We start from the raw sequence: 12,781 nt of genomic DNA, 5'->3' as shown, positions 1-12,781 counted from the left end.
GCGGCGCGCGCCGCTCCGTCGGGAAGGTGATCCGGTGAGCTCTTCTCTCGTCGCCCGGGGAGCGCGCCTCGCGGCCTTGATCGGCCTCGGCGCCGCGGGCGTCGTCGCCGCGCCCGCGGCGTGCCTGTACCCCGACTACACCTTCGACGAGCCGGAGCCCTCGGGGAGCACCGGCACGGGCGGCGACGCAGGCGCGGAGGACTGCTCGAACGGCGCCGACGACGACGGCGACGGGCGGGTCGACTGCGCGGACCCTGCGTGCGGCGACTTCGTGTGCACGACGGCCGTGCCGGAGGGCTGGAGCGGCTACTTCGCGCTGTTCGACGGGGAGCCCGCGAGGGACCCGGGCTGCCCCGACGCGTTCGCCGCGGGGGAGCCGTTCATCGGCAACCGCGGCCTGTCCGCGACGCCGGCGAGCTGCACGTGCTCGTGCGGCCCCGTGCAGGGACAGCGATGCGCGGCGCTGGAGAACATCGAGATCAGCGTCAGCGATGCGCCGTGCGACTCGCCCTGGGTTTGCGCGTGGAATCTGGAGCCCATCCCCGGCTGGATGCGGGATCAGTGCGCCGGGCCCGACGGCGTCTTCGGCGGCGGGGTGGCCTGCGAGCCGGCGGAAGACCTGTGTGATGCGAGCCTCGAGGCGCACCCGTGCGTCGTGTCGGTCTCCGCGGGGGCGCTCGGCGCGACCGGGGGGAGCTGCACGCCGAACCCCGTGCAGATCGATGCGCCGCCCCCGCGATGGACGGGGCTCGGGCGCGCGTGCCCCGCGCCGCCGGCTGGCCAGGGCTGCAACGTCGGCCGGGTCTGCGTGCCCAGGCCGGGCGCGCCGTTCGAGGGCGGGCTCTGCATCGCGAAGGACGGCGACAACGCCTGCCCGCCGGGCGCGTACACCGAGAAGCACGTGTTCTTCACCGCGATCGAGGACGACCGCGGCTGCGAGGACGACTGCTCGTGCGGCGAGCCGTCGAGCGGGACGTGCCGGGCGACGATCGCCCTGTACTCCGACAACGCGGAGGACACGTGCGAGACGCCGGTGGTCGAGGTCCTCGCTGGCGGGTGCGAGAACGTCGAGGGAAACCCCACGATCGTCGGGCGCAAGGTGACGTCGGCGACGCCCACCGGGGGCGCGTGCGCGCCGAGCGGCGGCACCGCTACGGGGACGGCGCGGGGCGCCGCCCCGAGGACGTTCTGCTGCCAGAGCCAGGGCTGAGGGGCCCGAAGGGCGCCGACCGGCCCGCGGGCGCCGAGGCGACCCGGAGCGGCCCCGGCGGCCTCAGAAGCTGCCGGCGACGCTGAGGCCCGCGAGGTCGGCGCCGGGCGCCTGCGGCAGGACCTCCGCGCGGCGGACGCGCCCGCCGGTGCTCCGCCGCGCCGCGGACCGGGCGGCGGCGGCGCCCGCGTCCGGCTCGGCGGCGCCGCCGCTGCTCGTCGCGAGCAGGACGATGCCCGTGGCGACGCCGATGACGCCGAGCCCGATCGTCGCCTCGGCCACGCCCGTGTAGAGCCGGCCCCGGTCGGCGGTGGGCCTGGCCGAGGGAGGGCAGCTCCTGTCGCCGCCGCACAGCGCGTCGAGATCGCTCAGCGTGCCGGCGCGGAGGCCGAGGAAGACGCCGCCCGCGGCGCCGAGCGCGATCCCGGCGCCGAGCGCCACGAGGCCCGGCACCTTCGACGGCCGCGCCGCCGCCGCCGGGATCGCCGTCGCCGCCGCCGGCGATCCCGGCGGCGGCGCGCCCGCCGTGGGCGCCGCGGCCGCCGGCGGCTCGGCGATCGTGATCTCCACGGTCTTCGCGTGCCCCTCCTCGAGCGTGACCGTCTCCCGCACCACCTCGCGGCCGCCGATCCGGGCGGCGACCACGTGGGGCCCGGGGTCGACGGGGATGTCGCCGCTCATCTCCGCGGCGCCGAGCGCGGTGCCGTCGAGCAGGATCGTCGCGGTGAGCGCCCCCGCGCCGCGGCGGATCGCGAGCCTCGGGACGCGCGCCTCGAGGTCCTCGATCCGCGCGCCGACGTTCGCGGTGACGTCGTTCGCCCTCGGGTCGCCCTCGGCCGCGGCCGCGGCCATGCGGTAGTTGCCCAGCGCCGAGACGAGCTTGCCGAGCCGCGCCTCGCACTCGGCGATGTTGAACAGCACCTGCGGCGTGCGCCGCACGTTCGCGACCGCCTGGAACTTCGCGAGCGCCGCGGCGCAGTTGTTCGCCGCGCTGAGCGCGACGCCCTCCTGGAAGAGCACCCGCGCCGCCGCGAGCTCCTCCTTCGTCTGGGCCCTCGCCGGAGGCGCCGCCACCAGCGCGGCGCCGAGCGCCGCGGCCGCGAGGATCCGCCTGCCGGTCTTGCGAAGTCCGCCCTGGTCCATGATCCCCTCGCGGGCGCGGGGCCCCGCTCGGGCCATGGTCCCTCCATGGCGCGCGGCGCGGCAAGGCCGGCGGCGCGCGCCGCCTGCGCGGCGCGGCGGGCTCGACCCTGGAGTCCATCCTGGTGCCGTGACCCGCGCGACGACGCCGATCTGTGGAACCTCGGCGGCCCAGCAGAGGTCGCAGAAGCCGCTGCACAAACGCAGTCCGCGGCCGCTGCGCTGCATTCACGGAGCGACGCTGACGTCGCCGAGACCGGCGTCGTGCAGAGCCTTCCACCGGAGATCGATGTCGAGGGAGGATCCGCGCAGCGTCAGCGCGGCGGACGGGCAGAGGCCGCGAGCTCGCCGCGCGGCCTCGACCATCACCTCGAGCGTCGCCGTGACGACGCTCGTCTCCGCCGTCTTCGGGGGAATCGCCGTGTGGCGCTGGATCCAGATCCGCTCTCCGATGTACTGCGCCGAGACGGCGTCCGAAGCCTCTTCCTGCAATCGGGCTCCGAAGCTCTCCGGAAGCTCCTCGCCCGGGTCGCCCTCGATCAGGAGCGCTACGTCCTGGGCCCATTCGCCGAGGAGCTCCCACGCGAGCGCGAGCTTTTCGAGGGCGACGAGCGCGGTCTCGGCGAGCGGCCTGAGCTCCTGACGATCCGGATCCCACGACCAGATCCAGCCCCGCTCGTCAGCGCAGAGCTCCAGCTCGGGCGCGATCCCCAGATGGAAGAGGTCGCGGCCGGCGAGGTGCACGAAAGGCAGGCGCTGGGGGTTGTCCTGCGCGTCGACGCTGTAGCCCCACTGCGCCTCGGCGAGCGCCTCGCGGTGGGTGACGACGAACCATGGACCGAGCAGCACCGGGCCAGGACCGCCCCACTCGCCGGCGGACACGAGACCGCCGAGCTGGGCCTCCACCTCGGCGATCACGCCAAAGGCCCGAGCTCCGGCCGCGTCCAGCCAACGAGATAGCTCCTCCGGCGCGCAAAGGCGCGGGACCTGCCGCGCCCGGTGCGCGACGAGGTAGCGGTGGAGACGCGAGGAGCCGCGCGCGAGCGGAGGGCATTCGACGAGCACCGCGCCCGGCGTCGCGATGCGGACATCGATGCAGCCGCCGAGCCCGTCGCGCCTCTGGACGAGCTGACCGCGCTCGCCGGAGAACACCCGGAGCCCCGTCGATCCGAACCAGGAGCTCCGATCGCTCGGACCTACCTCGTAGAGCGAGCTCGGCTCCGGCGCCTCGTTCTCGAGGGGCGCTTCGGCGACGGTCGCCATCTCGTCTTCGAGCCGGAGCAGGAGCCCGCGCTCCTGCGCCAGCCGAAAGCACCGCTCCGCGTCCGCGCGGGCAGCGCACAAGAGCAGCGTGTGCTCACCCCAGATCTCGATCAGGCAGGCTTCCCCTCCGCTCCGGAGCCACAGGTGGCCCCACGTCGGGTGCTTCTTGCAGCCGAGCTCGGCCGCGAAGGCGTGCGCATGCTGTCGCTGGCTCACCAGCCGGTACGCGCGACGCGCGATCTCATCGGCGAGCACGAGCCGATCGACCAGCGATGCCAGGCTCGGAGCGACCGTGGGAGCGCGGGGACCGGAGACGACGACGCGACCGTCATCGGCCAGGCGGAGCGTCGCGCGACGCGGGTGCCATGCCAGGGGCACGCCGGGACTGTCAGGCACCGCGTCGCGGAGCAGCGCCTGTCCGTGGCCGAACGAGAAGCCCGCGAGCACCGGCAAGCCACGCCGGACGGTCGCCTCGAACAGCGCCTCTTCGAAGGTGCGGAGCTGGATCGGCGCGCGCTGGACGTCCGCCGGAGACCAGGCCGTGCACGAGGTGACGCCCTGCAGATGCTGCTGCGCTTCCCGGGAGAGCATCGTCACCGACGCTCCCAGCGCCCGCTGTTGTGGTCGTAGATCCCGGCGTTGGGCAGCGGCGCGTTGGGGTTCGCCGCGGAGCCCTGGTTCCACTGCGCCGCCCGGGGATCGGCGCTCGCCCCGGCGACCGCGCTGGCGTACTCGCCCCGATTGGCTCGGCTCTGGGCGGCGGCGCCGCCAGGCTGGTTCATCGCCTGCCGGAGCTGCGAGCTGGGGTGCGGGCTGTCGTAGGTGCCCGTGGTGGACGGCAAGCCTGGGCCGGGCGGGCTCCGGCGGCCGTCGCGCATCATCGCCGGATTCGCGCCGGCCACGGGAGGTGTCTCCGCCGAGGTCGCGTTCCGCGGAGGATGCAGCCCGGCGAGGCCGTACAGGCGCGAGATGGTCTGCGAGCAGTTCGGGCAGGGGGTGAAGGCCTCCGTTGGCCTGTTGGGGCTCGTCCGCTCCGACTCGAAGCGATCGATGCTCTGGAGCGCGTCACGTAGCGCGGAGCGGCCCTGGCGTGTGGCAGGATCGCATCGCCGGCCGTTCTGGTTCTCCCACTGGTACAGGTACTCGCTGAACGCGTGCGGATCGCCGCAGCCGAGCATCGAGTGGTTCGGGTTCTCACGCGCGTTGCTGTTCGGCAAGGCCGCGGCGACGGCCGGGTGAAGCGGCATGAGGGGCTGGCGCTGGCCGTTGACGACGGCCGTCCGGCCACCCGCATTCACCTCCGTGGTGCCCGCCGAACCCCGGACGCGTGAAGGGACGGCGAGCCCGTCAGGGTCGAACGCGCGGTGCGGCTCGTTGTCCGCGTACGCATACGGCATCAGGCTCGCTTCGATCCCGAGCGGTTCAGGGCTCAGGAAGGTGCCGGCATCAGGATCGTAGTAGCGGTAGCGATTGTAGTGCAGGCCCGTCTCGCGGTCCGCGATCTGTCCGGGGAGCCTCAGCTGCGTGGCGGACTCCCCCGGTGCGTCCATGCGTCCGAAGAGGGACGGATCGAGCCGCTGCGCCACGGCGCCGTCGGCCCGCACGATGGCCTGCGGCAGCATACCGAGGCCGTCGGCAACCACGTAGTGCCATGGCGCGGCCTCCCCGTTGCGCCGCACGCGTTGCGCGCTCGGCAGGATGTCGTCGCGGAGGTAGAGGTAGTCGCGCTCTTCCAGCGCCTTGCCACCATTCACATCATACCGCTCCTCGACCGAGCGCACGACAACCTCACCGTCCCAGAGATAGCGCGTGACGCTCACGAGCTCCCGGCCCGAGAAGGACCGCTTCTCGACCCTGCGCGCGAACGGATCGTATGCGAACTCGACGCGCCCGGTCGGTCCGGTCACCGCCTGCAACAGGCCGTGCGGCCCCCACGCGAAGGTCCAGCAATCCATGGCGCCCGCCGGGCCAGGCGCGCGCTTCTCGACCAGCCTGCCCCGCGCGTCGTAGGTGTAGCTCACGCCGTCGCGCTCCTCGATCCTGCCGCCTGGGCCGTACCTGCGCGTCGAGCCCGGCGAGGACGCGTCGTACATCTCCCCGGCGACCCCATAGCGGAACACCTCGCGCCGACCCTTCGCTGCCTGGCGCGTTGCGATGCGCCCGCGGCTCTCGTGCTCGATCCGCGTCCCGCCCTCGTGCCGATCCTCGATCCAGAGCAAATCCTGCGAGGGTGACCAGCCGAAGCTCTGTACTAGCGTCTCATCACCCTGCTGCTCGCCGACCCACATCGGCTCGCCAGGACGGAGCGGTCGTCGGCGCGACGTTCCGCGCACGGAAAGCCGCACCATGGTTCCGTCGGGATCGTACTCTCGATCGATGCGCCCGCCGCCGGGGAGCAGGCGACCCACCTCGTAGCCGCTGCGGTCGTACGCGAGCTGCAGCCGCGCGTCGTCCTCGATCTGCACCTCCATCGGCCTCCCCGCAGCATCGAGCGCGAAGCGCACCTTGCGGCCAGGGAGCCGGAGGAGCCTTCGTTTGCCGCTCCGATCGTGCTCGGCCTCGACGACCTCGGTCACCCCCCGGTAGGTCGTCGATTGGCGCACGACGTTGCCGCGGGCGTCATGCTCGAAGCGGCATGTGACCTCGCCGTTCTCAGCGGCGACCATACGGCCAGCGAGATCGTACTCGTACCTCTCCGTCCACCCATCGGAGTGATTGCGCTCGAGGATCCGACCGACATCATCATAGACAACGTCGACGCGATCTCCGCCATCGTGCTTGACGGAAACGATGCGACCGTTGAGATCGTGATCGTACTGAATCGTGCGACCGTCGAACGTGCGCTCCGCGACCACGCGCCCCTCTCCATCGCGGTCCAGCCGGTGCTCGTCACCGGCCTCATTGATGATGCGCACGAGATCTTGCTCGCGGTCGTAACGGTATTGCACGCAGGCGCCGTCCGATCGCACGACCGCGACGACCTGGTGGTGGCCCCCGCGCACGAGGACGTCAAAGCGACCATCGGGCCGGGTGACCCGGACGAGATCCCCGTCTCCATCGTAATCATAGCGCGTCGTGGCGCCGCTCGGCTTGCGGATGCTCCGTAAGAGGCCATTATCATCGTACGTGAAGGTGGTCTCGAAGCCACGCTCGTCGACCGCGGACAGGAGTCGGCCGAGGTAGTCGTAGCGGAGGCGCCGCACGGCGCCGTCCGGCTCCATGACCGCCACGCGGTTCGCGTGATGGTCGTAGGCCATCCGCGATGCGCGACCTTCAGGCATGGTGGCCTCGATCAGGAGGCCCCTCGGGTCATAAGCGAACGTTGCGACCTGCCCGGAATCGTCATCGAGCGACAGCAGGTTGCCGCTGTCATCGCGCGTGTAGCGGACCACGTCGCCCAGGGGGTACCGCGTCGCGGCGAGAAGCCCGCGGGAATCGTATTCGTGCTCCGTCACGGCGCCGAGCGGATCGATCTCGCGAACGATTTGCCCGACCGGATCGCGGCTATAGAGCCAGGTTGCGGAGCTAGCGTCCTGGTACGAGAGGAGCGCCCCCGCATCGTCGAATTTCTTCGAATGCACGCCGCGCCCCCAGGTCATCATGTCGACTTCCCCGAGCGCGTTTCCGACGATCCGACGGACGGATCGCGACGTGATTACCTCGCTGAACCCGTCGTAATGGTCGATTCGGACGTGGAGGAACCCCTTGGCGTTCGTCTGTCCGTCGGCGAGTGTATCGGGGACACGCTCGTCCAGCCCGGTCTCGCCTGCCGCGCGGAGACACCAGCTTTCAACGCAACGGCCGCGGCCGTCGTACCGGAACTCCACGGCGAGGCCAGCCGCGGACAGCCGCGATGCGAGCCGGTGCTCCTCGTCGTACGCGAAGCGCTCCGCGTTTCCGCAGGCGTCCACGGCCGCGACGAGGTCTCCGCGCTCGTCGTGGGTGTACGAGCGGAACGACACCCAGCGACCCTGCTGCGGCGCGTTCTTCACCTCGAACGCCGCGATGCGCCCGCTCGCGTGGCGCCGCACCCGCACTGCGCGCCCGGCGCTGTCGAGGATCGTCTCGAGCCCCTTCGCGCTGTAGAAGAGCTGGATCGCGTTGCCGTTCTCGTCGACGAAGCGGGTCAGTCGATAGCAGCCGCCCAGCGCGTCCTCGCGCCGGAAGATGTGCGCGCGCCCGTCCCCGGTATCCAGGACGTAGCCGCCCTCATAGCGCCGCAGTTGACCGCAGGGGAGCCGCACCGTCTCGTCCATCGCGGGCTTGTCGCACGTGGTCGGAGCGCCCAGCGGATCGATTACGCGGAGGGTGCGCCGCGACTCGACGATCGACCACGCGAGCGAGTGCATCCACCCAAAGCCGAGGCCGACGTCCTCTTCGCGGTAGGCGCTGGAGTACGAGCGCCGGATGAACAAAGGCAGGGCGCCTGGAAGCGCGAGATCGACGACAGAGACCGTGTAGACGCGCCCGGTGATCGGGTCGACCGGATCGCCCGCGTGGGTGCCGCGATTGCCGTGCGCGGGATTCGGACACCCGCCGCCGCTACCAGGCCCGCAAGAGGCAGCGTTCTTGCCGCCGCCGTTCGCGCCGTTGCCGCCGCCCTGCCCGTTCGCTCCCTGACCGTCGCCGCTACCGCGCCCCCCCTTTCCGGCGCCGCCACCTCCGGCAGCGCCGCCGCCCATGATCCACACGCCTGGATTCATGCCGGGAATCGCGGGGATGTTCGGAACCGGAGCGGTGCGCGCCATCACCGAATGGTCGCCCACCCCGCGCGCACGTCAAGAGCTGTACGTCCGTGTGGACCGCAGGCTCGATCCGACCCGAGGCTCGTGAAGCGTTGGCGGCGAGCGCGCATCTCTGCGCGAGCGGGGCGCTCCGCGACGCCGCGCGCCCCCTCGCCTCGCTCACCCCGCGCGCCGGCGCGGCCGCGTCCAGCGCCCCGGCGCGCCCGAGGCGCGCGCGGCGATCGGCCGCCACGCCGCGATGGCCTCCTCCTGCGCCACCACGAAATCGTGCGGATCGAAGCGCACGAAGGCGCCGGTGCGGACGATGAGCTCGCGCTGGAGGTGCCGCCGCTCCGCCGGGGTCACCCGGCCCGCGTCGAGCTCGTCGAGCACGACCTCCGGCGCGTACGGCCGCCCCCGCCGGTACCGCGCGCCGAGATCCCAGCCCTGGCAGCGCTCCATCCAGAACGCCCGCCAGCGCGCGGCGTCCACCGTGGGCAGCTCCACCATCTCGGGCGCCGGCGCCGGCGGCAGATCGCGGGGGTCGCTCACCAGCTGCGCGAGCTTGAGCTCGCGGGGCTCGCCCACGTCGGGGTCGGGCGGATCGGCGACCACGATCTCCTCGTCCTCCACCGGGACCTCCTCCCACATCCCGGCGCCGGTGATCCGATCCAGCGCGAACGCCGCGGCGAGCTTCACCGCCTTGTCCCCGTCGCGCTCGAGCAAATCGATCAGCAGCGGCACCGCCGAGGCCGCGCCCGTCCAGCCCACGGCCGCGAGCAGGCCCTCGCGCGGCGCCTCGAAGGCGCGCGCGACGAGGTGCCGCGCGTCCGCCTCGTCGCCCGCGATCGCGAGCAGGAGCGCCGCGGCGTCGCCGCCCTCGGACGCCTCCATCGCGCCGCGCAGCGCGATCGACGCGTGCGGGTGGTCCGAGAGCGCCATGGCCGTCCAGGCGGCCTCGCGGAGCGCCGGGTCCTCGGCCGCGAGGGCGCGCTGGATCAGCTCGGGTAAGCGCTGGCTCGGCCCGCAGGCGAGGTGGTAGAGCGCCCGCGCGGCGACCGGGGCCGCCTCGTCCGAGGCCGCCGCGACGAGCTCGTCCTCGGTCGCGAGGCCGCGGTACCCAAGGACGTCGATCGCCATCGCGCGGACCAGCGGCTCGGGCTCGCGGAGCAGGCCGCGGAGCGCGAGCGGCAGGAGCTCGTGCGGGACGAGCTTCAGGGCGGCGCCGAGCTCCTCGATGAACGCCTTGTCCCGCTCGCTCCGGAGCAGCGCGAGCTCCGCCGCGGCGAGCGCGTCGCGGCCCGCGAAGCAGCCGAGCACCATCGCGCTCGCGAAGGCCAGGCTCGGATCCTTCACCGGGGCCTCGGCGACGAGCCGCGGCACGTGCTCGAGCGCCGGCGCCCCGATCGCCGCGATCACGTCGATGGCCGCCAGCATGCGCCGCTCGAGGACCAGCGCCCCGCGGAACGGGTCGCCGAGCAGCGGCGCCCGCTGCATGCCGACCATCGCGACCTCCTCGAAGCACTCGCGGGTGCGGGCGCGGAGGAAGGCGAGATCGTCGATCGCGGCGCCGAGCTCGCGCGCGAAGCCCGGCGGCGCCGGGCGCGCGGGCGGATCGTCGTCGCGCCGCGCCGCGAGCGGCCGCGCCTCCGCCGCGGCGGGGAGCGCGCCGGGCGCGGGCGCCCGCTGCTTCAGCGCCTCGACGGCCGCCTTGAGCTCCTCGAACGTCTTCGGCCGCGCGATCGGCGGCGGCGGCTTGGCGACGAGCTCGGCCGGGGGCGGCTCCGGGACCTTGATCCTCGGCACGAGCGACGCGCGCGGGACCGCGTGCAGCCGCGGCCGATCGCGGCTCGCCCGGATCGGCGGCGGGTCGAGCGGCGGCGCCGGCGGCACGGCGGCGAGCCGCGCCTCGGCGCGCTCGAGCCAGGCGCGCGCGCTCCGCAGCAGCTCGCCCACCGCCGCGAGGCCCGCCTCGAGCCCCGCCGCCTCCACGACGGCCACAGCAGCGCCGTCGATTTCCGCCGCGGCGGCGCGCACGGCCGCGACGCGATCGGCGCGGCCGTCGAAGGCGTCGTAGATCGCGCCGAGGGCGCGCTCCAGGGCGCGCGCGGGCCCGGTCAGGTCGGTGACCGGCTCGACGTCGTGCTCGAGCGACAGCGCCGCGCGGCGGAGCGCGGCGTGCGCGCTCTCGAGCGCGTCGTGGGCGAGCAGGTCGAGGCTGGCGGGCGCGGAGGGCTGCGCCTCCTGACCGCCGGGCGCGACGAAGGGCAGGTACGAGAAGGACACGCGCCATGGATACACCCACGCGGAGGAGGCCCCAAGCCGCGCGCTGAGGTAGCCTGGCCGCGCGATGAAGGATCCTGCGCAGGACGTCGAGGTCTACGCGACGCTGGCCGCCCGGCTCGCCGACCCGGGTGCCGACCGCGCGGCGCTCCTCGCGGAGCACGGGCTCGACGAGGCGGGGTGGGAGGCGCTCGACGACGCCTGGCAGGCGCGGCTCTCCGAGGCCGACGAGGACGACGGCGATGAGGTGGGCGTGCCGCCGCTCGTCGCCGCCTTCGCCGAGACGTTCGCCCGGGTCCAGCGCGGCCGCGCGAGGGGCGAGCTGTCGTTCGAGCGGTTCCTCGAGGCGGCGCGCGCGATGAAGCGGGGCACCGACATGGCGACGGTGCTGAGCCGGCTGGACCTGACGCTGGAGGACTACCTGAGCGCGCAGCAGCGCTGGACCGCGGCGATGCTGGAGGACGACGAGCTCATGGCGCAGTTTCAGCGGGCGATGAGGTAGCGGGGATGGCCGCTGGGCGAGATCGGCCGGGGCGGCCGGCGCATCGCTGAGCGGCGAAGGGGCGTAGGCTCGGGGAGGCATGGTGGAGAGCGAGGGGCGCGAGGGGACGGTCCGATCGATCACGCTCGAGGAGCTCGCCGCCATCACCGGGGCCCTCGAGGCGGGCTTGCCGCGGGACGAGGTGCTCGCCGGGGCGGGGCTCTCGGTCGAGGCGTGGGAGGCGGCGCGGGAGCGCTGGATGTCGAGGCTCGCCGCGCGGGCCGCCCGGGGGCAGCTGCGATCGAGCCAGCGCTACCTGGAGCTCGTCGCGGAGCAGAAGGGCCGCGCCGAGGCGAAGGCGCGGGACGCGCGCCGGAAGCTGGAGGGGCCGGTGCCGGTGGCGCCTGCGGCGCACCTCTCCCCGCTGCGGAGCGCGCCCCGGGACGGGGCGGCGCCGACGTCCGCCGCGGGCGCGGGCGGTGAGGCGGCTGCGCGATCGCCGTGGGCCAGGGTGGGCGCGGGCGCGCCGCCAGGGCCTGGCCGCGTGGAAGCGCCGACGCTGGGGTCGGCCGTGCCGTCGCCGCCCCCGCCGGCCATGCCGTCGCCGCCACCGCCGGCCATGCCGCCGCCGGTGCCTGCGGTCACCCCCACGGCGAGCTCGGAGCCGCCGCCGACGAGGGTCGACGTGACGCTCTTCGGCATGCAGGCGGTCGCGCCGCGCGAGGCGCTTCCCTTCCGTCGCGACGCCTCGAGCGCACCTCCGCCCGAGAGCACCGCGACCCCGGCCGCAGCGAGCCTGAATGCAACGCGCATCGGGGCGGTCAGCCCGCTGTCGGCCGACAGAGCCTTGCCCTTCGCTCGCTCGGTCCCCGTCGCTCCGGTCGACACGGCGCTGCCGTTCTCGCGCCCTACCCCTTCGCCGCCGGCCGACAAGGCCCTGCCCTTCTCGCGCCCCAGCCCCCCGCCCCCGGCCGACAGCGCCCTGCCCTTCTCGCGCACGGCCGCCGTCGCTCCGATCGACAAGGCCCCCCTGCCCTTTTCGCGATCCACCCCTTCACCTCCGGCCGACAAGGCCCTGCCCTTCTCGCGCCCTGACTCTCCGCCTCCGGCCGACAAGGCCCTGCCCTTCTCGCGCCCTACCTCTTTACCCCCAGCCGACAGCGCGCTTCCCTTCGCGCGCTCCGCCCCTTCGCAGCCCGTCCGAGACGAGACTGCTCCGCTGCCCCCCCAGCGCTCGTCGGGGAGCTGGGCCCTGCCCTTCCAGCAGCCGAGCTCCGCCTCCGGAGCGCCCGCGAGCGCGTCGACCTCCCCGCCCGCCCCGCGGGCGCAGGCCGACGTCGAGGAGCAGGAGATGCGGCGCGTGGAGCGGATCACCCTCGGCGAGTACGCGCACATCTGCGCCGACCTGCGAGAGCGCCCGGGACACGAGCAGCAGATCCAGAGCCGTTACGGGCTCAGCCCGCAGGGCTGGGCCGCGCTCCACGCGATGTGGCACGAGCGCTTCCAGTCCAATCCGGCGCTCAAGGCGCGGTGGCAGGCGCTCATCGAGCAGAGCGCGCAGCGCTAGTTCCACCCATCACGAGTACGACCAGGGATCCCGAGAGAGAGCTCAACGCAAAGGCGCAAGAAGAACCAATGTCGTGCATTCTGCGTCTTCACTCGGCATCTTTGCGTTAAAGT

The 12,781-nt window shown here is 73.8% G+C and carries 7 protein-coding genes; 3 read left to right on the top strand and 4 right to left on the bottom strand.

What is annotated here, in order from left to right; genetic code table 11:
• Nucleotides 1-34 precede the first annotated feature (34 nt).
• Nucleotides 35-1,210: a hypothetical protein gene (locus WME83_RS18760; protein ID WP_437320650.1), complete on the top strand. Its 1,176-nt coding sequence runs from the start codon at nt 35-37 to the stop codon at nt 1,208-1,210.
• A 63-nt stretch (nt 1,211-1,273) separates the two neighbouring features.
• On the opposite strand, the gene WME83_RS18755 is transcribed toward WME83_RS18760, so the two are convergent.
• The 4 genes from WME83_RS18755 to WME83_RS18740 all read right to left on the bottom strand — a co-directional run bounded on the left by WME83_RS18755 (nt 1,274) and on the right by WME83_RS18740 (nt 10,623).
• Complete coding sequence (locus tag WME83_RS18755; RefSeq protein WP_437320649.1) at nt 1,274-2,389, bottom strand: PEGA domain-containing protein; 1,116 nt, start codon at nt 2,387-2,389, stop codon at nt 1,274-1,276.
• Nucleotides 2,390-2,578: 189 nt separating this feature from the next.
• Nucleotides 2,579-4,210 carry a hypothetical protein gene (locus WME83_RS18750; RefSeq protein WP_437320648.1) on the bottom strand — a complete coding sequence of 544 codons (1,632 nt, stop codon included), beginning with the start codon at nt 4,208-4,210 and terminating at the stop codon, nt 2,579-2,581.
• A complete protein-coding gene (locus WME83_RS18745; protein WP_437320647.1) occupies nt 4,207-8,379 on the bottom strand; it encodes an RHS repeat-associated core domain-containing protein in 4,173 nt (1,390 codons plus the stop codon). The genes WME83_RS18750 and WME83_RS18745 overlap by 4 nt, the downstream gene beginning before the upstream one ends.
• Before the next feature lie 138 nt (nt 8,380-8,517).
• Nucleotides 8,518-10,623 carry a hypothetical protein gene (locus tag WME83_RS18740; protein WP_437320646.1) on the bottom strand — a complete coding sequence of 702 codons (2,106 nt, stop codon included), beginning with the start codon at nt 10,621-10,623 and terminating at the stop codon, nt 8,518-8,520.
• 64 nt (nt 10,624-10,687) lie between these two features.
• On the opposite strand from WME83_RS18740, the gene WME83_RS18735 reads away from it, so the two are divergent.
• Together WME83_RS18735 and WME83_RS18730 are read left to right on the top strand one after the other, a co-directional pair.
• Nucleotides 10,688-11,122 (top strand): hypothetical protein, encoded by a 435-nt coding sequence (locus WME83_RS18735; RefSeq protein WP_437320645.1) that lies wholly within the window; start codon nt 10,688-10,690, stop codon nt 11,120-11,122.
• A 79-nt stretch (nt 11,123-11,201) separates the two neighbouring features.
• Nucleotides 11,202-12,668, top strand: coding sequence for a hypothetical protein (locus WME83_RS18730; protein ID WP_437320644.1), 1,467 nt, complete (start codon nt 11,202-11,204; stop codon nt 12,666-12,668).
• The last annotated feature ends 113 nt before the right edge of the window (nt 12,669-12,781 follow it).

Source organism: Sorangium sp. So ce385 (genome assembly GCF_051474135.1).
GTDB lineage: Bacteria > Myxococcota_A > Polyangia > Polyangiales > Polyangiaceae > Sorangium > Sorangium cellulosum_D.
This window is presented reverse-complemented; position numbering and strand designations above follow the sequence as displayed.